Below are 22,804 nucleotides of genomic sequence, written 5' to 3'. Positions count from 1 at the left end.
GCCGCCGCCGCGCCAGGGCGTCAGCGCCGCCGGCGCGCCTTGCGGCCGAAGAACACCAGCGCACCGCCCACCAGCGCGACGGCGACCGCGGCGGCCGGCAGGGCGGGCAGTCCGTCCTCCCCTGACCGGCCGCTGGTCGGGTCGTCCTCGGCGACCTTCGGCGCCTCCGGTTCCGGTGTCGGCTCTGGCGGGATGACCAGCGCGGCCGCCCCCGGCACGGCGCGGACCGGTTGCCCGGTGTTCTCCGAGGCGGACACCAGCGTGCCGTCCGGCTCGAACGCGATCGCCTCGCCCTGCGCCTCGTCGGGCAACGGCACCCGCACCGGCTCGGTACCCAGCGCGGCCACCAGGTCGTCGTCCTGGACGTGCCACAGGTAGGCGTCGGTGTAGGTGCGCAGCGCGACCACCGAGCCGTCGTGGCTGGTGGCGCCGCCGGTCACGGTGACCGAGCCGATGATGCCGGGTATCGGGCCGCCCGAGGTCGTGGTGGACTCGATCGCCACCGAGCCGACCAGCTCCAGCGGCGTGGGCCCGGGGCTCGCGAGTTCGCCCGCCGGCCGGTAGACCTGCGCGGTGCCCGACGTGGACTTCGTGACCAGGTGGGGTGTGCCGGCGGTGTCCAGCAGCAGCGCCTCGGTGTCGTGCGCGCCGTCGGGATAGCTGAGCCGGTAGAGGGTCGAGACGCCGTCGGGGGTCAGCGAGATCAGCGCGATGGTCTCGCGGTCGCGGTCGTTGTCGCCGGTGTCGGACAACCAGAACGTGCCGTCCGCGTCGCGGGCGAGGTCCTCCACGTCGTACGGGTCGATATCGCCAACGATCTCGCGCTCCACCGCGCAGTCCTTGGTGAGCACCTGGACCGTGGCCGCGGTGCCGCCGTCGTTGACCGCGTACCACCGCTGGTCGTCGGCGACCAGTCCGGACAGCTCGGCGAGCCGCGGATCGGTGACCGCGCACCGGACCACGGGCGCCGCCGGTTGGCCGGCGACTGCCTGGGCCGGCAGCGCCACGACCATCGTCGTGGCGAATACCAACCCAGGCAGCAACACGCCCAGTAGTGCTCCCCGCAAACTGACACACCTCCGTGGCCCCACTTCCGTGGTCCACGGTAGCGATCAGACGGCGGTGCCGTTCACCGAGAAGCCGGCCAGCGTCCCGGCGAGGTCCGGCTTGACCTTCGCGGCCAGCACGGTGCCCTGCTCGGTGTGCCGCTCGGTGAGCACCTCACCCTCCCGGTGTACCCGCGCGACCAGCTCGCCGCGCGCGTACGGGACCAGCACCTCGACCTCGACATCCGGCCGGGGAATCAGCATGGCCACCCGCTCGCGCAGCTCCTCGATGCCAAGGCCACTGTGCGCGGAGACGAACACCGCGCCCGGCAGCAGGTTGCGCAGCCGGGCCAGCGCCAGCTCGTTGGTCGCGTCGATCTTGTTGACCACGACCAGCTCGGTCGGCAGCTTCTCCTCCCGGCGGTCGGCGATCTCGCCGAGCACCTCGCGCACCGCGTCGACCTGCCACTCCGGGTTCGGGTCGGCCCCGTCAACGACGTGCAGGATCAGGTCGGCGTCGGCCACCTCGTCCAGCGTCGACTGGAACGCGTCGACCAGCTGGTGGGGCAGGTGGCGCACGAACCCGACGGTGTCGGTGAGCGTGAAGGTGTGCCCGTCGGGCGTGGTGGTGCGCCGGGTGGTGGCGTCCAGGGTGGCGAACAACGCGTCCTCCACCAGGACCCCGGCGCCGGTCAGCGCGTTGAGCAGGCTCGACTTGCCGGCGTTGGTGTAGCCGGCGATGGCAACGCTGGGCACCTCGTTGGCCACCCGGCGGCCCCGCTTGGTGTCCCGCACGGTGCTCATCGCGGTGATCTCCCTGCGCAGCTTGGAGATCCTGGTCCGGATGCGCCTGCGGTCGGTCTCCAGCTTGGTCTCACCGGGACCACGAAGGCCCACACCGCCGGTCGCGCCGCCTGCCCGGCCGCCCGCCTGGCGGGACAGTGCCTCACCCCAACCGCGCAGGCGCGGCAGGAAGTACTGCAGCTGGGCCAGTTCGACCTGCGCCTTGCCCTCCTTGGAGCGGGCGTGCTGGGCGAAGATGTCCAGGATCAGCGCGGTGCGGTCGATGACCTTGACCTTGAGCTTGGCCTCCAGCTGGCGCAGCTGTGACGGCGAGAGCTCGCCGTCGCAGATGACCGTGTCGGCGCCGGCCGCGGCGACCACGCCGGACAGCTCGGTGACCTTGCCGGAGCCGATGTAGGTGGCCGGGTCGGGCCGGTCGCGGCGTTGGACCAGGCCGTCGAGCACTTCCGAGCCCGCGGTCTCGGCGAGCCGGGCGAGCTCGGCGAGGGAGGCGTCCGACTGCGCGGCGCTGCCCTCGGTCCACACGCCGACCAGCACGACCCGTTCGAGCCGCAGCTGGCGGTACTCGACCTCGGTGACGTCCGCGAGCTCGGTCGACAGACCGCCGACCCGCCGCAGCGCGGCACGCTCGGAGAGCTCGAGTTCACCCGCGGAGAGCTCAGCCAGGTCAGTCAACCCGTAGTCGGTTTGCCCGTCGGTTTGCCGCTGATTGAGATTCTCTGTCACGTGGTGAAACCCGCTTTCTCGATCCGTTTTCGTGCGTGGTATGCACATGTTCCCATGCGGCAGCGAACGAATCGACGGAATTATTCCGATACCGACTCCCACCAGGACTGATCGATTTCGCCGCGCGCGACGAATACGGCAGGCCCGGTGAGCGTGCACGTGTCGTCACCGACCACGACGTGCACACGTCCGCCTGGTATGTGAACGTCCGCGGCGCCGGATTGGTGCCCGGCGCCGTGCAGAATGCCGGCGACCGCGGCGACCGTGCCGGTGCCGCACGAGCGGGTCTCGCCGACCCCGCGCTCGTGCACCCGCAGCCGAATCCGGTCCGGCGCCTCGACCACCACGAACTCGACGTTCACCCCGTCGGGGAAAATCATCCGATCGTGTACAGGTGGCGCGCTGAGGTCGAGATCGTCCAGCCGGTCGACCCGGCACACCAGGTGCGGGTTGCCGACGTCGACCGCGACGCCGGGGAACCGCCGCTCGCCGATCGTGGCCACCGACTCGCCGAACACCCGAGCCCGGCCCATGTCGACGGTGACCGCGCCCCGGTCGTCGATCCGCACGCCCCGCTCGCCCGCCCGGGTGCCGATCGTGAACTCCCTGGTGCTGACCAGGCCCTCGTCGAGCAGGTAGCGGGCGAAGACCCGCACCCCGTTGCCGCACATCTCGGCGACCGAGCCGTCGGCGTTGCGGTAGTCCATGAACCAGGTGCCCTCCGCGCGCACCACCCGCAGCACGCCGTCGGCGCCGAGCCCGGCCCGGCGGTCGCACACGGCGCGCACCCGCGCGGGGGTGAGGTCGAGGGCGGACTCGGGGTCGGGCAGCAGCACGAAGTCGTTCTCGGTGCCGTGCCCCTTGACGAACGGAATGTGCACCAGCCGACCCTATGACAGGTCGCGGACGGTCCCCAGCAGACCGTCACCGGCGGCGTCCAGCCAGCGAACGCGCTGGTCACGGCGGAACCAGGACCGTTGGCGGCGGACGAACCTGCGAGTGGCCCGCACCGTGGCCTCGGCGGCCTCGGCCAAGTCGTGGCGGCCGTCGATGGCGTCGAGGACCTGCTGGTAGCCAAGGGCCCTGGCAGCGGTGCGGCCGGTGCGCAGGCCATGGTCGTCGAGCCGGCGGACCTCGTCGACCAGGCCGTCGGCGAACATTCGCGCCACCCGCTGCTCAACCCGCCGATCGAGTGAATCGGTGTCCAGGTCGAGGCCGACCTGGAGGGTGTCCCAGCGGGCCGGGCCAGGCCGGGGCATCGTCGCGGAGAACGGCCGGCCGGTCAGCTCGATGACCTCCAGCGCGCGGACCACCCGTCGTCCGTTGCTCGGCAGGATCGCGGCCGCGGCCAGCGGGTCGAGGGTGGTCAGCCGGGCGTGCAGGTCCGGCGCGCCGGACTCGGCCAGCTCGGCCTCCAGCCGGGCGCGGATGTCGGGGTCGGTGCCGGGGAACTCCAGGTCGTCCAGCACGGCGCGCAGGTAGAGGCCGGAGCCGCCGACCAGGATCGGCACCCGCCCGGCGGCGAGCAGCCGGTCGACGATCGCGCGGGCGTCGCGCTGGTAGGCGGCGACCGAGGCGGTCTCGGTGACGTCCAGGACGTCGAGCAGGTGGTGGGGCACGCCGTGCCGTTCGGCCTCGGTGACCTTGGCGGTGCCGATGTCCATGCCGCGGTAGAGCTGCATCGCGTCGGCGTTGAGCACCTCGCCGCCGAGTGCCTCGGCCAGCGCGATACCGAGCTGGGACTTGCCGGTCGCGGTGGGGCCGACGATCGCGATCGGCCTCATCCGGCGGGGTTCCAGACCGCGAAGTGGTAGGCGACGCCGAAGGGCACCAGCAGCCGGGTGTCGGTGCTCTTCCAGCGGCGCGGGTCGACGGCGGCCATGCCGGCGAGGACCTGCCAGGGGGCTCGGCCGACAGCGCCCAGTTCGCTGGCCAGTGCCGGGTCGATGGCCAGCAGCGCGGCCGGGTCGGCGGCGGCGAGCGCGGTGTGCACGGCGTCGTCGAACGCGGCGGCGCGCGGGTCGGGGCGGCCGACGGCGCGGTCGCCGTGGCGGTGGGAGCCGTCGCCGAGGATCAGCAACCCGACGGGTTCGGGTCCGGCGAACTCGGCGGCGAGTTGTTCGCCCAATGTGGCGCATTCGGCGGGCGGGAGGTCCTGGTCGACGAGCCGGACGGTGACCTCGGCGGCGCCCGCCCGCGCTCGCAGCCAGCCGGCGACCAGCGCGGGCAGCGGCATGGCCGGATCGGGCACGGTGTCGGTGTCGGTGTCGGTGTCGGTGTCGGTGTCGGTGGCCGCGAGCCGGGCGACCACGTCTACGCCGTAGCCGCGGAAGGTGCCCGCCTGGTCGCCGGCCAGCACCCGGGGCCCGGCCGGATCGGCGCCGACACCGACCCAGCGAGACGCGGCGGCGGCCAGCTCGGCGACGACGGCGAGGCTCGCGTCCCGCACGCGCCGGGCGTCGGGGTCGTCGCCGGCCACGAGTTCGGGCACCAGCAGCGGCGGGTGCGCGACGACGGCGACACGGACGATCACGGTGTTCGAGGCTACCGACCCCCTTCGGCGTGAACTCTCCGGACTCGGGGCGTCACCCTGTGCTGTTGGGGTCGACCGTGGAGTACCGAGGCGGGCCATGACCTGTTTGAATGCGCGCGGGTACCGCGCGATTTCGACGGCCCTTGGCGGGCCGGGTACCGACGTTGCCAGGCCCCGTGGGAACGGGGCGCCCGCAGGTACGCGGGCAACGCAGGCGGGAGGAGCCGGCCATGACGGACAGGGACACGAGCCAGGAGACGAGCGCAGCCCAGGTCGAGAGTTCGGCCAATGGGGTCGCCGACAGCGTCGGCGTCCCTGCCGAGCAGCCGACCCCGGAAGGCGCCAGCCGTACGGAGACCGACCCGGTCACCGAGTCGGCCATCGAGTCGGCCATCGAGTCGCCGCCGGAGTCGACACCTGCGCCGCCGCCCGAGCCGGCAGCCGAGTCCGCACCCGCACCCGCGCCGGCGCCTGAGTCGGCAGCCGAGCCGGTCGCTGAGTCCGCACCTGAGTCGGCGTNGCCAGCCGCCGAATCGACGGCCGCGCCGGCAACCGAGCCAGCCGCCGAATCGACGGCCGCGCCGGCAGCCGAGCCGGTCACCGAATCGGCGTCCGAGCCGGTCGCCGAGTCCGCGCCCGCATCAGCAACCGAGCCGGTGGCCGTGCCAATGCCTGCCCCGCCGGCCTCCGCGCCGGTCGCCGAACCGACACCCACGCCAGCAGCGGCGGCCGAACCCGAAGCGAAGCCCGAGCCCGTGGCCCCGCCGGCACCGCCGCCCTCCAGCGTCATGCCGCCGCCGGCCATGCCGATCGCCGCCGCGATCGGCCCGGTGGCCGAGGCGTCGGCGAACCCCGCCAAGTGGGGCCGGGTCGACGCCGACGGCACGGTCTACGTGACGACCGGGGACGGCGAGCGGGCGGTCGGCTCCTGGCATGCCGGCGAGCCGGCGGAGGGCCTTGCCCACTACGCGCGCCGGTTCGACGACGTGCGTACCGAGGTCGAGCTGCTGGAAGCGCGGCTGACCGCCGGCTCCGGCGACCCCAAGCACACCCTGACCAGCGCCAAGCACATCAAGGACAGCCTGACCGACGCCGCGCTGGTCGGTGACCTCGCCGGCTTGGCCGCGCGGATCGACCACGTGCTCGACCGCGCGCAGCAGGCCGTCGAGTCGGTCAAGCACGCCCGCGACGAGGCCCGCCACCAGGCGCTGGCCCGCAAGCAGGAACTGGTCGACGAGGTCGAGAAGATCGCCGAGTCCTCGACCCAGTGGAAGGCCGCCGGCGACCGCCTGCGCGCGATCCTGGACGAGTGGAAGACGATCAAGGGCGTCGACCGCAAGACCGACGACCAGCTGTGGAAGCGCTTCTCCAAGGCGCGGGACACGTTCAACCGCCGCCGGGGATCGCACTTCGCCGACCTCGACCGGCAGCGGGGCGCGGCCAAGGAACGCAAGCAGGAACTGGTCAACCTGGCCGAGGAACTGTCCGAGTCCGACGACTGGGGCCCCACCGCGGCGCGCTACCGGGACCTGATGACCGAGTGGAAGGCCGCTGGCCGCGCGCCCAAGGAGGCCGACGACCAGCTGTGGCAGCAGTTCCGGGCCGCGCAGGACAAGTTCTTCAGCCGCCGCTCGTCGGTGTTCAACGAACGCGACGCCGAACTGGTGGACAACGCCAAGCGCAAGGAGGCGCTGCTGGCGGAGGCCGAGAAGATCAACCCACGGGGTGACCTGGAGGCCGCCCGGGCGCAGCTGCACCGGATCCAGGAGCGCTGGGACGAGGTCGGCAAGGTGCCGCGGGAACGCATCCGTGACCTGGAAGGCAAGCTCCGCGCGATCGAGGACAAGGTCCGCAACGCCGCCGACGCCCAGTGGCGGCGCACCGACCCCGAGGCCGAGGCACGCGCGGCACAGTTCCGGGAGCGGGTGGAGCAGTTCGAGGCACAGGCCGCGAAGGCCAGGGCCGCCGGCGACACCCGCCGCGCCGAACAGGCCGAGGCACAGGCCGCCCAGTGGCGCGAATGGCTCACCGCCGCCGAGAACGCGGTAGCCAGCCGGTAACCGTCATCAGCCCCAAGCCGGCCAGCCTCGGGAGCGTTGGACTCGCGAGGTCAGCCGGCTGGCGTCGGTTAGGCGGGTGGGGTGGTTGGAGGGCGGGACCAGGCGACTCGGAACCACTGGGCGGCGATCACGATCATGGCGATCTCGGCGATGATCAGGCCCAGGCCGAGGTCGCCGTTGGAGGACTGGCGGGACCAGATCGCCAGGACGCCGTCGACCGAGGCGAACCAGCCGCCCAGCGCCCCCACCCAGGTGACGACCCACAGCCGGGTCATCAGAGCCACCGCCGAGGCCAGGACGCCGAACAGCAGCGCCGTGGCCGCGAACAGCCTCGGCACCATGCTCGCCTTGCCAACGGCGTCACCCGATCCGGTGCCGAGCAGCACCTCGTACCCGGCCGCCCCGCCGAACCACGGCAGGACCAGCCCGACGATCAGCACGAACACCGCGACGGAGATCACCATCGCCCGGGTGTCCAGGTCCACCTTCCGCGCCGCCCGGCGCTCGACCTGATCGATCTCTCTACGCAACTCGTCCTCCGGATCGGTCACGGAACCGAACAGCCCGCGGCCGGGACCACCGCCGGCGGCCCGAACGAGGGCAGCCCGAGTCCGACACCGGACGTCTTCGGCCGCAGACCGGCCTCATGGTTGTCGCCGGCACGGGTCCGGCGGTGCGCCCGCAGCGGCCCGTCGGCCACCAGGTAATGGGGGGCCGCGTAGGTCAACACCGTCTCCACCACGTCGCCCGGCCGCACGTCCGCGTCACCCGGCGCGAAGTGCACCAGCCGACCGTCGCGCGCCCGCCCGCTCAGCCGCCGCGTGTCCGCGTCCTTACGACCCTCGCCGACCGAGGCCAACACCTCCACCGTCGACCCCACCAGCGCCCGGTTCTGCGCCCAGGAAACCTCCTCCTGCACGGCGATCAGCCGCTCGAAGCGCTCCTGGACGACCTCCTTGGGCAGCTGGTCGGGCAGGGTGGCCGCCGGCGTCCCCGGCCGCTTCGAGTACTGGAAGGTGAACGCGCTCGCGAACCGCGCCGCCCGCACGACCGCCAGCGTCTGCTCGAAGTCCGCCTCCGTCTCGCCGGGGAAGCCGACGATGATGTCGGTGGTGATGGCCGCGTCGGGCATCGCGGCGCGCACGTTCTCGATGATCGACAGGTACCGGGCCTGCCGGTAGGACCGGCGCATCGCCTTGAGTACCCGGTCGGATCCCGACTGCAACGGCATGTGCAGCTGGTGGCACACGTTGGGCGTCTGCGCCATCGCCGCGATCACGTCGTCGGTGAAGTCCTTCGGGTGCGGCGAGGTGAACCGGACGCGCTCCAGACCGTCGACGTCGCCGCAGGCGCGCAGCAGCTTGCCGAACGCCAACCGGTCGCCGAACTCGACGCCGTAGGAGTTCACGTTCTGTCCCAACAGGGTGACTTCGAGTACACCCTCGGCGACCAGTGCCTCGACCTCGGCCAGCACGTCGCCCGGCCGGCGGTCCTTCTCCCGCCCCCGCAACGACGGCACGATGCAGAACGTGCAGGTGTTGTTGCAGCCGACCGAGATCGACACCCAGCCGGAGTGCGCCGAGTCGCGCCGCGCGGGCAGCGTGGACGGGAAGGTCTCGAGCGACTCGAGGATCTCCACCTGCGCCTGCTCGTTGTGCCGGGCCCGGTCGAGCAGCACCGGCAGCGCGCCGATGTTGTGCGTGCCGAACACGACGTCCACCCACGGCGCCCGGCGCACGATCTCGCCGCGGTCCTTCTGCGCCAGGCAGCCGCCGACGGCGACCTGCATGCCGGGGTTGGCGAGCTTGGTCGGCCGCAGGTGACCGAGGTTCCCGTACAGCTTGTTGTCGGCGTTCTCCCGGACGGCGCAGGTGTTCAGCACCACGACGTCGGGCACACCACCCGCCTCGGCCGGCGCGTAGCCCGCGTCCTCCAGCAGGCCGGCCAGCCGCTCGGAGTCGTGCACGTTCATCTGGCAACCGAACGTGCGGACCTGATAAGTGCGCGTGCTCATGACAGCAACCGAGCGTACCGGGCGTGACCGAGTTGAAACCGTACTGGTGACCCAAGCCGCTGATTCATCCCGCGAACGAGTGTAAGTTGCCGCCATCACCTGGCCACTAGTCTTCACTTTTCGAACCTGATCGCGCGCGTGGAGGATTGATGACCGAAGCGAACACCACACCACCGATGATCCGGATGGTCGAGGTGGACAAGTACTTCGGGCAACTACACGTGCTCAAGAACATCAACCTCGAGGTACCCCGGGGTCAGGTCGTCGTGGTGCTCGGCCCGTCGGGGTCCGGCAAGTCCACCCTGTGCCGGGCGATCAACCGGTTGGAGCCGATCAACTCGGGCGTGATCGAGGTCGACGGCAAGCCGCTGCCCGCCGAGGGCAGGGACCTGGCCAACCTGCGGGCCGACGTCGGCATGGTGTTCCAGTCGTTCAACCTCTTCGCGCACAAGACCATCGTCGACAACGTCATGCTCGCGCCGATCAAGGTGCGCAAGACGCCCAAGTCCGACGCCCGGCGCACGGCCATGGAGCTGCTGGAGCGGGTCGGCATCGCCAACCAGGCGGAGAAGTACCCCGCCCAGCTCTCCGGCGGCCAGCAGCAGCGCGCCGCGATCGCCAGGGCGCTCGCGATGAAGCCGAAGGTCATGCTCTTCGACGAGCCGACCTCGGCGCTCGACCCGGAGATGATCAACGAGGTGCTGGACGCGATGACCACCCTCGCCGAGGAGGGGATGACCATGCTGGTCGTCACCCACGAGATGGGCTTCGCCCGCAACGCGGCCAACCGGGTGGTGTTCATGTCCGACGGTGACATCGTCGAGGACGCCACCCCCCAGGAGTTCTTCACCGCGCCGAAGTCGGCCAGGGCGAAGGACTTCCTCAGCAAGATCCTCACTCACTGACGAGCTCACAGCCGAGTTCACGGACGAGGTACGGATACGGACGACCCGCGTTCGCGGGTGGACAGATCGGAAGGAACGAACATGCGGTTCAGCCGAGTACTGCGTGCCGGCGCGGTCGTCGCGGCGGCCACCCTCGCGCTCGCGGCCTGCGGCGGCGGGGGCGACGACGGTGATGGCGGCGGAAGCGGCGACGGTGGCGGCGACGCCGGCGGCGGCGTCAGCTACGACGAGCTGGTCATCGGGATCAAGTTCGACCAGCCGGGCATCGGCCAGAAGACCCCCGACGGCTTCGCCGGCCTGGATGTCGACGTCGCCAAGTACGTCGCCAAGGAGCTCGGCGTCGAGGAGGCGAACATCGAGTTCGCCGAGGCCAAGACCCCCGAGCGCGAGCAGCTGATCAAGCGTGGGGACGTCGACTTCATCGTCGCCTCCTACTCGATCAGCGACAAGCGCAAGGAGGAGGTCAGCTTCGCCGGCCCGTACTTCGTCGCGCACCAGGACCTGCTGCTCAAGGCCGACAACACCTCGATCTCCAGCGAGGAGGACCTGAAGTCCTCGTCGCTGCGGCTGTGCTCGGTCACCGGGTCCACCTCGGCGCAGAACGTCAAGGACGACTTCGCGCCGAACGCCCAGCTCAAGGAGTACAACAGCTACTCCCAGTGCCTGACCGGGGTGGAGAACGGTGAGATCGACGCGCTGACCACCGACGACACCATCCTCGCCGGGTACGCCGCGCAGTCGGCCAACGAGGGCAAGTTCAAGCTGGCCGGGCTCAACCTGTCCGACGAGATGTACGGCATCGGCCTGGAGAAGGGCAACACCGAGCTGCAGACCGCCATCAACGACGCGATCACGAAGATGATCGAGGACGGTTCGTGGCAGAAGGCCGTCGAGGAGAACCTCGGCCCCGCGGGCTACGAGACCCCCGAGGCGCCGGAGATCACCGAGACCAGCTGAACACGTTGAAGGTGGCGCGTCGCGGTACTCCGCGACGCGCCACCTTCGCCTTATCAGGCAGGAAAGGCGAGGGTGCGATAGCTCGTGTTCGATTTCCTCGATGAGTACGATCTTCTCGGTGCGTTCTGGGAGACCGTCCAGCTCACTTTCTTCTCCGCGATCGGCTCGGTGATCTGGGGAACGATCCTGGTGGCGATGCGGGTCAGCCCGATTCCGATGATGCGGGCGTTCGCGTCCGCGTACGTCACGCTGGTGCGCAACACCCCGTTGACCGTGATCATCGTGTCGACCTCGCTGATCCTCAGCGACACCCTCGGCATCACCATCGCCGGGGACACCGTCAGCGACCAGATGTTCTGGCTGGCCGTCCTCGGTTTCGTCGCCTACACCGCGACGTTCGTCTGTGAGTCGCTGCGTGCCGGCATCAACACCGTTCCGGTCGGGCAGGCCGAGGCGGCCAGGGCGCTTGGCCTCGGTTTCGGTCAGGTGCTGCGGATCGTCGTGCTCCCCCAGGCCTTCCGGTCGGTGGTGGCGCCGCTGAGCAGCGTGCTGATCGCGCTGACCAAGAACACGACGGTGGCGGCCGCGATCAGCGTCGCCGAGGCGGCCTTCTTGATGAAGGAAATGGTCGAGAACGAGAGCGACGCGATCCTGTTGGTGTTCGGGATCTTCGCGCTCGGGTTCGTGGTGCTCACCCTGCCGACGGGGCTGCTGCTCGGCTGGGTGTCCAGGAAGGTCGCGGTGAAGCGATGAGTGCTCCCTCGGTCCTCTACGACCAGCCCGGCCCCCGCGCCAAACAACGCAACCTGCTCTACTCCGTGCTGTTCCTCGCCGCGCTCGGCGCCGTGCTGTGGTGGGCGCTGAGCATCATGAACGACAAGGGGCAGCTGGACTGGGCGAAGTGGAGCCCGTTCTTCGCCGACGGCCAGACGTGGACCACCTACCTGTTGCCCGGCCTGCAGGCCACGCTCATCGCCGCCGGGTTGGCGATGGTGATCGCGCTGCCGATCGGCGCGTTCTTCGGTATCGCGCGGATGTCCGACCACCTGGCGGTGCGCGCGCCGGCGGGCATCGTGGTGGAGTTCTTCCGCGCCATCCCGGTGCTGCTGCTCATGGTGTTCGCGAACGAGGCCTACGCCCTGTTCACCGACATCGACCGGGACGTCCGCCCGCTGTACGCGGTGGTCACCGGTCTGGTGCTGTACAACGCGTCGGTGCTGGCCGAGGTGGTGCGGGCCGGCATCCTGGCGCTGCCAAAGGGCCAGACGGAGGCGGCACTCGCGGTCGGCATGCGCAAGGGCCAGCTGATGACCAACGTGCTGCTGCCCCAGTCGGTCACCGCCATGTTGCCGGCGATCGTGAGCCAGCTCGTGGTCATCGTGAAGGACACCGCGCTCGGCGGCTACATCCTCGGTTACGCCGAACTGCTCAACGAGTCCGGCTCCGCGAACAGCAACGCGGGCGGCACGTCGGCCATCGCGCAGATGACGACCGTCGCGATCGTCTACATCGTGGTGAACGGGATTCTCACGTCGTTCGCCAGCTGGTTGGAGCGGCGGATGCGCCGGAGCAAGAAGAGCACCGGCGCGGTGCTCGGCGGCGGCATGATCGAGGAGCAGGCCCCCGGCATGCACCTGACCGGCCAGCGGACCGGCGACGGCGCCGCCGGCGGCGGCATCTAGTCGCAGCTCGCATACGAAAGCGGGCGGCCCCGGTGGGGGCCGCCCGCTTTGTTGTCCAGGTCAGCGCTTGTTGTGGCTCCCGCGCCGGAACAGCTGGTTGCCCAGCCACACGATCGGGTCGTACTTGCGGTCGGCGACGCGCTCCTTCATCGGAATCAGCGCGTTGTCGGTGATCTTGATGTGCTCCGGGCAGACCTCGGTGCAGCACTTGGTGATGTTGCAGTAGCCGAGACCGTGCTCGTCCTGCGCCTCCCGCACCCGGTCCTCGGTGTCCAGCGGGTGCATCTCCAGCTCGGCCACCCGCATCAGGAACCGCGGCCCGGAGAAGTGTTCCTTGTTCTCCTCGTGGTCACGGATCACGTGGCAGGTGTCCTGGCACAGGAAGCACTCGATGCACTTGCGGAACTCCTGCGAGCGCTCCACGTCGCGCTGGCCCATCCGGTACTCGCCGAGCCCGAGCTCCTTTGGCGGCGCGAAGGACGGGACCTCACGGGCCTTCTCGTAGTTGAAGGACACGTCGGTCACCAGGTCGCGGACCACCGGGAAGGTGCGCAGCGGGGTGACGACGATCGTCTCCTCCTCGGTGAACACCGACATCCGCGTCATGCACAGCAGGCGGGGCTTGCCGTTGATCTCCGCCGAGCAGGAGCCGCACTTGCCGGCCTTGCAGTTCCAGCGAACCGCGAGATCCGGGGCCTGGGTGGCCTGCAGGCGGTGGATGATGTCGAGGACGACCTCGCCCTCGTTCACCTCGACGACGTAGTCGTGCAGCCCGCCGGACGTGTCGTCCCCGCGCCACACCTTGAAGTTGGCCTTGTAGGTCACTGTCCAGCCCTCCCCGAATGCTGCGCGAGTTCCTCGTCGGTGTAGTACTTCTCGAGCTCGGCGAACTCGAAGAGCTCGAGCAGGTCAGGGCGCATCGGCTCCTGCGGCTTGCTCGCGACCTCGGCCCTGGTGCCGCTCTCGTCGGACGTACAGACCAGCAACTTGTTGCGCCACTGGGCATCCATGCCGGGGAAGTCGTCGCGGGTGTGCCCGCCACGGCTCTCGGTGCGCAGCAGGGCCGCGCGCGCGACGCACTCGCTGACCAGCAGCATGTTGCGCAGGTCGAGGCAGAGGTGCCAGCCGGGGTTGAACTCGCGGCGGCCCTCGACGCTGACGAACCTGGCCCGCTCCCGCAGCTCCACCAGCTTGTCCAGCGCCTGCTGGACTTCCTCCTGCTTGCGGATGATGCCGACCAGGTCGTTCATCGACTGCTGGAGCTCGGCGTGGATCGTGTACGGGTTCTCCGTCTGGCCTTCGGTCGGCCAGTCGAACGGGGCGACCGCGCGATGGGCCGCGTCGTCCACATCGGACTCGGAGATCTTCGGGCGGTCCGTCAGCGAGTCCACATAGGACACAGCGCCGATGCCGGCGCGGCGGCCGAACACGATCAGGTCGGACAGCGAGTTGCCGCCGAGGCGGTTGGAGCCGTGCATGCCGCCGGCGACCTCACCGGCCGCGAACAGCCCGGGCACGATCGAGGAGGTGGTGTCCGGGTCGACCTCGACGCCACCCATCACGTAGTGACAGGTCGGGCCGACCTCCATCGGCTGGCTGGTGATGTCCACATCGGCCAGTTCCTTGAACTGGTGGTACATCGAGGGCAGCCGGCGGCGGATCTCGTCGGCCGGCAGGCGGCTCGCGATGTCCAGGAACACGCCGCCGTGCGGTGACCCCCGGCCGGCCTTGACCTCGGAGTTGATCGCCCTGGCCACCTCGTCGCGGGGCAGCAGGTCGGGCGTGCGGCGGTTGTTGTCCTGATCGTTGTACCAGCCGTCGGCCTCTTTCTCCGTCTCCGCGTACTGGCCCTTGAAGACGTCGGGGACGTAGCCGAACATGAACCGCTCGCCGGTGGAGTTCTTCAGCACACCGCCGTCGCCGCGCACGCCCTCGGTGACCAGGATGCCCTTCACGCTGGGCGGCCAGACCATGCCGGTCGGGTGGAACTGGACGAACTCCATGTTGATCAGGGTGGCGCCCGCGCGCAGCGCGAGGGCGTGACCGTCCCCTGTGTACTCCCAGGAGTTCGAGGTGACCTTGAACGACTTGCCGATGCCGCCGGTGGCGAGCACGATCGCCGGGGTCTCGAAGAGGATGAACTTGCCGCTGTCGCGCCAGTAGGCGAACGCGCCGGAGATCCGGTCGCCGTCCTTGACCAGCTCGGTGACCGTGCACTCGGGGAAGACCTTGAGCATGGCGTCGTAGTCGCCGTACTCCTCGAAGTCCTCCTGCTGCAGCGAGACGATCTTCTGCTGCATGGTGCGGATCATCTCGAGGCCGGTGCGGTCACCGACGTGCGCGAGCCTCGGGTAGGTGTGCCCACCGAAGTTGCGCTGGCTGATCTTGCCGTCCTTGGTGCGGTCGAACAGCGCGCCGTAGGTCTCCAGCTCCCAGACCCGGTCCGGGGCCTCCTTGGCGTGCAGCTCGGCCATCCGCCAGTTGTTGAGGAACTTCCCGCCACGCATGGTGTCGCGGAAGTGCACCTCCCAGTTGTCCTTGGCGTTGACGTTGCCCATCGAGGCGGCGCAGCCGCCCTCGGCCATCACCGTGTGCGCCTTGCCGAAGAGCGACTTGCTCACGATGGCGGTGCGCTTGCCCTGCTGCCTGGCCTCGATGGCCGCGCGCAGTCCGGCGCCACCGGCGCCGATCACCACCACGTCGTAAGGAAACCGTTCGACCTGAACCTGAACCATGAGTCCTTCTTAGTTGAAGATCCGCAGGTCGGTGATCCAACCGGCGGCCACGGACATGATGTATGCGTCGGTCAGGATCACCGTGACGAGCGAGATCATGGCGAACTGACCGTGCCGCCCGTTGAGCTTCGACACGAAGGTCCAGTAGCGGTAGCGCAGCGGGTGCTTGGAGAAGTTCTTGAGCCGGCCGCCGACGATGTGCCGGCAGGCGTGGCAGGAGAGCGTGTAGGCCAACAGCATCGCCACGTTGATCAGGATGATGACGGTGCCCAGGCCCATCCCGATGCCGCCGTCCTTGCCGTGGAAGGCGAGGACCGCGTCGTAGATGTTGATCGCGGCGAAGACGAGCGCGCCGTAGAAGAAGTAGCGGTGCGCGTTGAGGACGATGAGCGGGAACTTGCTCTCCCCGGTGTACTTCTTGTGCGGCTCGGGAACCGCGCAGGCCGACGGCGCGAGGAACAGCGACCGATAGCCGGCCTTGCGGTAGTAGTAGCAGGTGGCCCGGAAGCCGGCGAGGATGATGAAGGTGATGAACGCCATCGGCAGGAACGCCGGAATCGCGCCCATCGGCTGGCCGAAGTGACTCGAGCCCGGTACACAAGAGGTGCTCAGACACGGTGAGTACAGCGGCGTGAGGTAGTGCTCGTCTGGCGCCCAGTACCACTGGTTCATAAAGATGCGAACCGTGGCGTAGATGATGAAGAAGATGAGGATGGCGGCGGTGGTCAGCGGGTAGAGCCGCCAACGGTCGGTTCGAAACGTGCGCTCCGCTATTTGCGCCCGACCCGGGGCAGCGACGCCTGCCTTCATTGTTGTCCTCGACTCCAGACGACAGATTTGATTGTTAGAGACTAACCGTGCTCAGCGGGTATGGCGGCGTTCCTCGTGTCACACCAGCAGGACGGCATCATGCCCCCAACAGCGCCGTCCCTGACGCGTACGGACCAGGCCCCATGCCGAAAACCCCCGGTCGACGGCATGCGACGAAGGGCGGTGTGCGGCACCCGGGCTGGTCACGCGCTGACCGTACTCCTGGCGGCGACAGGGTACTGGAGGGCCTACGCTTTGTGTTGCGCAGCCCACTCAGGAATTGTGTATACAGTTTCCGTTGGCGGGTAATGGCCGGCCGGCGCGGCCTCGATGGTCGGTGGATTTTCCTTGTCCCGCGCCGATTCCCGGCTGATCACGCCGTGCCGACGGCGGGGTCGTCGTCCCCGCCGGTCAGCTCATCGCTCGCGGAGTCCTGGTGGGCAGCCCAGTCGGCCGCACGCCGCGGTCGGTGCGTCGTCGCACCCGGCGGAGTGATGGAGATCTCCCTGTCGCCGAGCGCCTGTCCGTGGTTCGAGGCGTGGTTCGAGGTCCCAGCCACACCAACCGTTTCCGGCCCGGGCGGCGCGCGAGGGAGTCGGGATCGGTGCTACTGCCACGATTCAGCCCCGCGGTCCTGGCGTCGACCGCTCGGCTACAGCGGGCCGTCCAGCAGGTCGCTTTCCTCCCCCGCCGCCCGCAACTCGTCCCGGACCACCCGGAACGCCAGGCCTTCCGAGTAGCCGCGACGGGCCAGCATGCCCACCAGCTTGCGGATGCGGGCCGTCTCGTCGGCACCGGTCAGCGAACGGAGACGTTTGCGCACCAGCTGCCGCGCCCGCTCCTCCTCCGCGTCGGCGTCCACAGTGGCCACCGCCTCGGCGGCCACGTCGTCGGCGACCCCCTTGCGGCGTAACTCCATGGCCAGCGCGCGCCGGCCGAGCCCCTGGTACGTGTGCCGGGACCGCACCCAGACATCGGCGAAGGCCGCGTCGTCGATCAGGCCGACCTCGTCCAGCCGACCGAGAACCTGGTCGGCGACGGCCTCCGGGATCTCCTTGCGCAGCAACGCCTGCCGAAGCTCGGCACGAGTCCTCGGCCGCACGGTCAACAGCCGCAGACAGATGTCCTTGGCCTGCTGGGCTGGAGTTGTGCTGTCTGGTCGCTCCGAAGGTCGTGCTGGGGCTCCGGAGGACGAGTCGCCGTCGCTCGTCCTCCGGGAGCGTGGGGTGACCATGTGGTCAGAAGTCGACTGGCGCGGGGGCCGGCTCTGCCTCGGCGTCGAGCTTGGCACCGATGCCCAGCTTGTCCTTCATGCGCTTCTCGATCTCGTTGGCGATGTCGGGGTTGTCGCGCAGGAACTTCCGCGCGTTCTCCTTGCCCTGGCCCAACTGGTCGCCCTCGTAGGTGTACCAGGCGCCGGACTTGCGCAGGATGCCCTGCTCGACGCCCATGTCGATGAGCGAGCCCTCGCGGGACACGCCCTTGCCGTAGAGGATGTCGAACTCGGCCTGCTTGAACGGCGGGGCGACCTTGTTCTTCACGACCTTGACGCGGGTGCGGTTGCCGACCGCCTCGCCGCCGTCCTTGAGCGTCTCGATGCGACGGACGTCCAGCCGGACCGACGCGTAGAACTTCAGCGCCTTGCCACCGGTCGTCGTCTCCGGCGAGCCGAACATGACGCCGATCTTCTCGCGCAGCTGGTTGATGAAGATCGCGGTGGTGCCGGAGTTGCTCAGCGCGCCGGCGATCTTGCGCAGCGCCTGGCTCATCAGGCGGGCCTGGAGGCCGACGTGGTTGTCGCCCATCTCGCCCTCGATCTCGGCGCGGGGCACGAGGGCCGCGACCGAGTCGATGACCAGGATGTCCAGCGCGCCGGAGCGGATCAGCATGTCCGCGATCTCCAGCGCCTGCTCACCGGTGTCGGGCTGGGACACCAGCAGGGCGTCGGTGTCCACGCCGAGTGCCTTGGCGTACTCCGGGTCGAGCGCGTGCTCGGCGTCGATGAACGCCGCGATGCCGCCCAGCGCCTGTGCGTTGGCCACGGCGTGCAGGGCCAGCGAGGTCTTACCGGACGACTCCGGGCCGTAGATCTCCACGACGCGGCCGCGCGGCAGCCCGCCGATGCCGAGCGCCACGTCCAGCGCGATGGAGCCGGTCGGGATGACCTCGATCGGTGCCCGGGTCTCGTCGCCGAGGCGCATGACCGAGCCCTTGCCGAAGTTCTTGTCGATCTGGGCGAGGGCAAGGTCGAGCGCCTTCGCGCGGTCGGGTGCTGCTGGTGCCATCTGAGATCCACCTTGGTTGCTTCGAGGCTTTTTTGAACTCACGCTTCGACGCTATCTGGAGGGGCCGACAGTTTCTGGCCGCGGTAGGCGACCTGTGGACAGCTGACCCGGTTGTGGATAACCACGCTAGCCGAACTGGTGTTCGAAGCGGGTGCGACACGCCGAGGAGTATCCTGTGCCGCCGCGCTAGCGGCGCTCCGGTGGCACCTCGAACGCGTCGCACACGGCACGCCAGATCTCCTTGGCGGACACGCCGGCCTCGATGGCCTGGTCCACCGTCTGGTTGCCCAACGAACCGAACACATGATCGCGAGCCATCGTGTCGGCGCGGATCTCGCCGAACTCCTCGGCCATCATCTTGCGAAACACCGTGATACGCATCGACACCAGCCTACGAGACCTGGAGGATGGCCGGTATGGCGCCAACCAGCACGGAGTCGATCCTGCTCGACATCGCCATCCTCGCCACCCTGCTCGTGACGATCGTCCTGGGCATCCGCGCCCTGCGAAACCGGCGTTAGCCGCCAGGCCCGACCAGGCGCCGGTCAGGTGCCCGGCTGCACGTTGGCCTCGAAGAAGTCGGCCATCGCGTCCGGGGTGAACTCGTCGGAGGCACGCAGCTCGGTCTTGGTCAGCCAGCCGACCAGCGGCCGGTCCTCGACCGTGAACACGAGCACCCCGGTGCCGCCGCTGACCCCCGCCCGGTACTGGCCGTCCAGGCCGTTGCCCCGCCAGTCCGCCCGCACATGGTCGCCGTCGGTCATGTTGGCGAGCTGGGCGGACGCGGTCTGCTGCGCGTCCTCGACCGAGGCGACGTGCGCGTAGCTGACCCGGTAGTCCTCCGGCAGCACACACGCCACGTCCGCGTCGGAGTCCTCGCCGCCCGCCCGGCACTCGTTGCCGTCGGCGACCGTGCCGGCGAGCTGGCGAAGACACTCGCTGAACCCGGCGCCGTCGGTGGCGCCCTTCTGCTGGCAGCCCTCCGCGCTCGGCAGGCCGCCGCCGCGGTCCTGGTTCACCAGGAACACCGCGCCGACGGCGACCACCGCCAGCACCACGGCCGCGGCGATCCCGATCATGAGCCGCCGACGCCCGGTGTCGGCCCGCGCCGGCTGGTGGGCCGGCACGGGTGGCGGTGGCGGGGCGGGGTAGTTGGCGGGCGGGCCCGGCCGCACCGGCTGGTGGGCCGGGGACGTCTGCATGGCCGCGAGCGGTGGGCCGCCGAGGTTGTGGGTGCGCATGCTGACGCCCTCCGGCGTCACGTGGTGCGCGCCGAGGGCCACGGCGGTCTCCGGCTGGTCGAGGCTGGTCGGCACGACCCGCAGCTGCTCCGCGATCAGCGTCGCGACCAGCGGGATCCGGCTGGAGCCGCCGACCAGGTAGATGCCGGCCAACCGGTCGGGGGTCATGCCGGTGGAGCGGATCGTGCCGGCGAGCAGCTCCACGCTGCGCAGCATGCTCGGCCGGATCAGCGCCTCCAGCTCGACCCGGGTGACCAGCACGTCCGGGAACGGCTCCGGCAGCGGCACCTCGGTCTGCGGATGCCGCGAGAGCGACTCCTTGGCCGCCTTCACGTCCTCGGCCATCGCTCGCCTGGCCCGCCGGTCGGCGGTGGTCTCCGGGCGCAGCATGCTCTGCCAGCGACCCGGCTCCCGGTGCGAAACCTGCCGGCCGACGTGCTCGAGCAGCGCCTGGTCGACGTCCATGCCGCCCAGATCGGGCAGCCCGGCCTCGGCGAGCACCACGAACCCGTTCTGGGTGGCGCCGACGATGGCCACGTCGAACGTGCCGGCGCCCAGGTCGTAGACGGCGATCGCCTGGTTGGGCGCCAGCGTCTGGCCGGGGAAGGACGCGAAGTGCGCCGCGGCCGCGACCGGCTCCGGCACCAGCACGAGGTTGGGCCCGAGGCCGGCGAGCCTGGCGGCGGCGAGCAGCACGTTGCGCCTGGCCGGGCCCCACTGCGCCGGGTGGGTCAGCCGCACCTCGTCCGGTTTCGCGCCGCCGAGCTGGCGGGAGGTCTCGTCGGCGACCCGGCGCAGCACCGCGGCGAACGCGTCGGTGACCGGCACGACCTGGTCGCCAAGCAGCAGGGTGCCCTCGTCGACGCGGCGTTTGGGGTTGGGTTCGAAGCGGGCCGGGTCGAGCCGGGCGCGCCGCTCGGCGTCCCGGCCGACGACCAGGTTGCCGTCCTCCGCGGCGAACAGGGCCGACGGCATGGTGGCGGAGCCGTCCACCTCGATCACCCGGGGCGCGCGGCCGTGCGCGGCCAGCACGGCGACCGTGTTGGAGGTGCCGAGATCGACGGACAGCACAACGGTCACCTCAGGCGCCCCCGTCGCTTCCCGGCTTGACGTGCTCGTCGTAGAAGTCGGTGAGCGACGCCCCGCCCGCGGCTGCGTCGGCCCGGATGAGCACGCCGATCAGCGGTGAGTCGGTCACCTGGAAGACAAGCACGCCGACGCCCCGGTTCTCGATGGCGGTGTAGGTGCCGGCCAGCCCGGCGCCGTCCCACTCACCGGTGTTCGACTCGCCGTTGCCCCCGTTGCTGGCCTCGAAGCTCGAGTTGAAGGTGTCGACGTACTCCTGCGCCTGGTCCTTGCCGGCGGCCTGGTCCGACGAGCCGAAGTGCATGTAGATGACGCTGTGGCTGTCGGCCATGGTGCAGGTGACCGAGGTCGTGTTCGGCGCCTCGAGGGAGCCGTCGCCGAGGGGGTTGATCGCGCCCCGCTGGCACTCGTTGTGGTCGGGCACCGAGCCGGCGAGGTCGCGCATGCACTCGCTGAAGCCCTGGTCGTCGGCGTCGTTGCTGGTGCAGTCGGCCGCCGTGCCGCCCTCGCCGCTGCCCGAGGTCATCACCAGGACGCTGATCACGGCGATCACCAGTACGGCGACCGCCGCGGTGGCGAGGTACCAGGGCTTGTTGGAGCGTTTCGCGGCGGCCGGCTGCGGTGGCGCCTGGCTGAAGGCGGGGACCGGCGGGCGTGGCGGCTGGTGGACCGGCTGTGGACCGGTCGGCAGCCGCTGCGGGCCGCTGTTCGGGTACGGGTTCTGCGCCGGGGTCGCGCCGGTCGGTGGCGGGATGAAGGCGGCCCGTGGCGTGACGACCCTGGCGGTGCGCTGGACGTCCTCGATCGTGTTGCTGATATCGCTGGTGCGCATCGTGACGCCCTCCTGCGGCACGTGGTGCGCACCGAGGGCGACGGCGGTCTCCGGCTGGTCGAGGCTGGTCGGCACGACGCGCAGCTGTTCGGCGATCAGCGTGGCGATCAACGGGATCCGGCTGGAGCCGCCGACCAGGTAGATGCCGACGAGGCGGTCGGGGGTCATGCCGGTGGAGCGGATCGTGCCGGCGAGCAGCTCGACGCTGCGCAGCAGGCCGGGGCGGATCAGCGCCTCCAGCTCCAGGCGGGTGACCAGCACGTCGTCGAACGGTTCCGGCAGGGGGACCTCGGTCTGCGGGTGGCGCGAGAGCGACTCCTTGGCCGCCTTCACGTCCTCGCGCAGTGCCCGCTGCGCACGCCGGTCGGCGGTGGACACCGGGCGCAGCAGGCTCTGCCAGCGGCTGGGCTCCTTGTGCGAGACCTGCCGGCCGACGTGCTCGAGCAGCGCCTGGTCGACGTCCAGGCCGCCGAGGTCGGGCAGGCCGGCCTCGGCAAGCACGACGAAGCCCTTCTGGGTGGCGCCGACGATGGCCACGTCGAACGTGCCCGCGCCGAGGTCGTAGACCGCCAGCGCCTGGTTGACGGCCAGTTTCTGGCCGGGGAAGGACGCGAAGTGGGCCGCGGCGGCCACCGGCTCTGGCACCAGCACCAGGTTGGCGCCCATGCCGGCCTGGCGGGCGGCGGAGAGCAGCACGTTGCGCCGCACCGGGCCCCACTGGGCGGGGTGGGTGAGCCGGACCTCGTCCGGTTTGCCGCCGCCGAGCTGGCGGGAGGTCTCGTCCACGACCCGCCGCAGTACCCCGGCGAGCGCGTCGGTGACCGGCACGACCTGGTCGCCGAGCAGCAGCGTGCCCTCGTCCACCCGACGTTTGGGGTTGGGTTCGAAGCGGGCCGGGTCGAGTCGCGCGCGCCGCTCGGCGTCCCGGCCGACCACGAGGTTGCCGTCCTCGTCGGCGAACACGGCCGAGGGCATCATCGACGCCCCGTCGACGTCGACCACCCTCGGCGGGCGACCGTGCGCGGCCAGCACGGCGACCGTGTTGGACGTGCCGAGATCCACCGACAGGACGTTCACGTCTATCCCCT

Annotated in this window: 21 protein-coding genes; 5 read left to right on the top strand and 16 right to left on the bottom strand. The window is 70.4% G+C overall.

All coding sequences use genetic code 11. The features are described from left to right. Positions 1 to 20: 20 nt before the first annotated feature. The 5 genes from ACYVIP_RS38400 to ACYVIP_RS38380 form a co-directional block, all read right to left on the bottom strand. Complete coding sequence (locus tag ACYVIP_RS38400; protein ID WP_460405811.1) at positions 21 to 1,040, bottom strand: hypothetical protein; 1,020 nt, start codon at positions 1,038 to 1,040, stop codon at positions 21 to 23. Between the two features lie 72 nt (positions 1,041 to 1,112). Beyond that, a complete protein-coding gene (hflX, locus tag ACYVIP_RS38395; RefSeq protein ID WP_460405636.1) occupies positions 1,113 to 2,525 on the bottom strand; it encodes a GTPase HflX in 1,413 nt (470 codons plus the stop codon). A gap of 131 nt (positions 2,526 to 2,656) precedes the next feature. Continuing rightward, positions 2,657 to 3,460, bottom strand: a complete 804-nt coding sequence (gene dapF, locus ACYVIP_RS38390; protein WP_460405809.1) for a diaminopimelate epimerase — start codon at positions 3,458 to 3,460, stop codon at positions 2,657 to 2,659. 6 nt (positions 3,461 to 3,466) lie between these two features. Beyond that, a complete protein-coding gene (gene miaA, locus ACYVIP_RS38385; protein ID WP_460405634.1) occupies positions 3,467 to 4,360 on the bottom strand; it encodes a tRNA (adenosine(37)-N6)-dimethylallyltransferase MiaA in 894 nt (297 codons plus the stop codon). Further along, positions 4,357 to 5,109, bottom strand: coding sequence for a class III extradiol ring-cleavage dioxygenase family protein (locus ACYVIP_RS38380; protein ID WP_460405632.1), 753 nt, complete (start codon positions 5,107 to 5,109; stop codon positions 4,357 to 4,359). Before ACYVIP_RS38380 ends, miaA begins: the two co-directional genes overlap by 4 nt. A gap of 788 nt (positions 5,110 to 5,897) precedes the next feature. Between ACYVIP_RS38380 and ACYVIP_RS38375 the strand changes: the two genes are divergently transcribed. Beyond that, on the top strand, positions 5,898 to 7,169 hold the full coding sequence (locus ACYVIP_RS38375; protein ID WP_460405807.1) for a DUF349 domain-containing protein: 1,272 nt from the start codon (positions 5,898 to 5,900) through the stop codon (positions 7,167 to 7,169). Positions 7,170 to 7,237: 68 nt separating this feature from the next. Here ACYVIP_RS38375 and ACYVIP_RS38370 read toward each other — a convergent pair whose 3' ends face one another. Both ACYVIP_RS38370 and miaB read right to left on the bottom strand, forming a co-directional pair. Then, on the bottom strand, positions 7,238 to 7,720 hold the full coding sequence (locus tag ACYVIP_RS38370) for an Rv2732c family membrane protein (RefSeq protein ID WP_460405630.1): 483 nt from the start codon (positions 7,718 to 7,720) through the stop codon (positions 7,238 to 7,240). Continuing rightward, on the bottom strand, positions 7,717 to 9,183 hold the full coding sequence (gene miaB / locus ACYVIP_RS38365; RefSeq protein ID WP_460405628.1) for a tRNA (N6-isopentenyl adenosine(37)-C2)-methylthiotransferase MiaB: 1,467 nt from the start codon (positions 9,181 to 9,183) through the stop codon (positions 7,717 to 7,719). Before miaB ends, ACYVIP_RS38370 begins: the two co-directional genes overlap by 4 nt. 176 nt (positions 9,184 to 9,359) lie before the next feature. On the opposite strand from miaB, the gene ACYVIP_RS38360 reads away from it, so the two are divergent. The 4 genes from ACYVIP_RS38360 (at position 9,360) to ACYVIP_RS38345 (ending at position 12,727) form a co-directional block, all read left to right on the top strand. Next, positions 9,360 to 10,088, top strand: coding sequence for an amino acid ABC transporter ATP-binding protein (locus ACYVIP_RS38360; protein WP_460405805.1), 729 nt, complete (start codon positions 9,360 to 9,362; stop codon positions 10,086 to 10,088). A gap of 81 nt (positions 10,089 to 10,169) precedes the next feature. Continuing rightward, positions 10,170 to 11,045 (top strand): glutamate ABC transporter substrate-binding protein, encoded by an 876-nt coding sequence (locus ACYVIP_RS38355; protein WP_460405626.1) that lies wholly within the window; start codon positions 10,170 to 10,172, stop codon positions 11,043 to 11,045. 84 nt (positions 11,046 to 11,129) lie between these two features. Next, positions 11,130 to 11,798: an amino acid ABC transporter permease gene (locus ACYVIP_RS38350; protein ID WP_460405624.1), complete on the top strand. Its 669-nt coding sequence runs from the start codon at positions 11,130 to 11,132 to the stop codon at positions 11,796 to 11,798. Next, positions 11,795 to 12,727: an amino acid ABC transporter permease gene (locus ACYVIP_RS38345; protein ID WP_460405622.1), complete on the top strand. Its 933-nt coding sequence runs from the start codon at positions 11,795 to 11,797 to the stop codon at positions 12,725 to 12,727. The genes ACYVIP_RS38350 and ACYVIP_RS38345 overlap by 4 nt, the downstream gene beginning before the upstream one ends. Positions 12,728 to 12,787: 60 nt before the next feature. On the opposite strand, the gene ACYVIP_RS38340 is transcribed toward ACYVIP_RS38345, so the two are convergent. From ACYVIP_RS38340 to ACYVIP_RS38300, 9 genes are all read right to left on the bottom strand, one after another. After that, positions 12,788 to 13,552, bottom strand: coding sequence for a succinate dehydrogenase/fumarate reductase iron-sulfur subunit (locus ACYVIP_RS38340; RefSeq protein ID WP_460405620.1), 765 nt, complete (start codon positions 13,550 to 13,552; stop codon positions 12,788 to 12,790). Then, on the bottom strand, positions 13,549 to 15,462 hold the full coding sequence (locus tag ACYVIP_RS38335; protein ID WP_460405618.1) for a fumarate reductase/succinate dehydrogenase flavoprotein subunit: 1,914 nt from the start codon (positions 15,460 to 15,462) through the stop codon (positions 13,549 to 13,551). Before ACYVIP_RS38335 ends, ACYVIP_RS38340 begins: the two co-directional genes overlap by 4 nt. A gap of 9 nt (positions 15,463 to 15,471) precedes the next feature. Continuing rightward, positions 15,472 to 16,272 (bottom strand): hypothetical protein, encoded by an 801-nt coding sequence (locus ACYVIP_RS38330; protein WP_460405616.1) that lies wholly within the window; start codon positions 16,270 to 16,272, stop codon positions 15,472 to 15,474. 373 nt (positions 16,273 to 16,645) lie between these two features. Then, on the bottom strand, positions 16,646 to 16,831 hold the full coding sequence (locus ACYVIP_RS38325; protein WP_460405614.1) for a hypothetical protein: 186 nt from the start codon (positions 16,829 to 16,831) through the stop codon (positions 16,646 to 16,648). A gap of 93 nt (positions 16,832 to 16,924) precedes the next feature. Next, positions 16,925 to 17,506: a regulatory protein RecX gene (locus ACYVIP_RS38320; RefSeq protein WP_460405612.1), complete on the bottom strand. Its 582-nt coding sequence runs from the start codon at positions 17,504 to 17,506 to the stop codon at positions 16,925 to 16,927. Positions 17,507 to 17,510: 4 nt separating this feature from the next. After that, on the bottom strand, positions 17,511 to 18,557 hold the full coding sequence (gene recA, locus ACYVIP_RS38315; protein ID WP_460405610.1) for a recombinase RecA: 1,047 nt from the start codon (positions 18,555 to 18,557) through the stop codon (positions 17,511 to 17,513). A gap of 186 nt (positions 18,558 to 18,743) precedes the next feature. Beyond that, positions 18,744 to 18,938, bottom strand: a complete 195-nt coding sequence (locus ACYVIP_RS38310; RefSeq protein WP_460405608.1) for a DUF3046 domain-containing protein — start codon at positions 18,936 to 18,938, stop codon at positions 18,744 to 18,746. Between the two features lie 164 nt (positions 18,939 to 19,102). Further along, positions 19,103 to 20,878 (bottom strand): Hsp70 family protein, encoded by a 1,776-nt coding sequence (locus ACYVIP_RS38305; RefSeq protein WP_460405606.1) that lies wholly within the window; start codon positions 20,876 to 20,878, stop codon positions 19,103 to 19,105. A gap of 1 nt (position 20,879) precedes the next feature. Continuing rightward, entirely contained in the window at positions 20,880 to 22,793 is a 1,914-nt protein-coding gene (locus tag ACYVIP_RS38300) for an Hsp70 family protein (RefSeq protein ID WP_460405604.1), read from the bottom strand. Between the last annotated feature and the right edge of the window lie 11 nt (positions 22,794 to 22,804).

It is taken from the genome of Actinophytocola sediminis (assembly GCF_054779715.1).
Note: the sequence above shows the minus strand (reverse complement) of the source record. Positions and strands in the feature narration are given on the sequence as shown.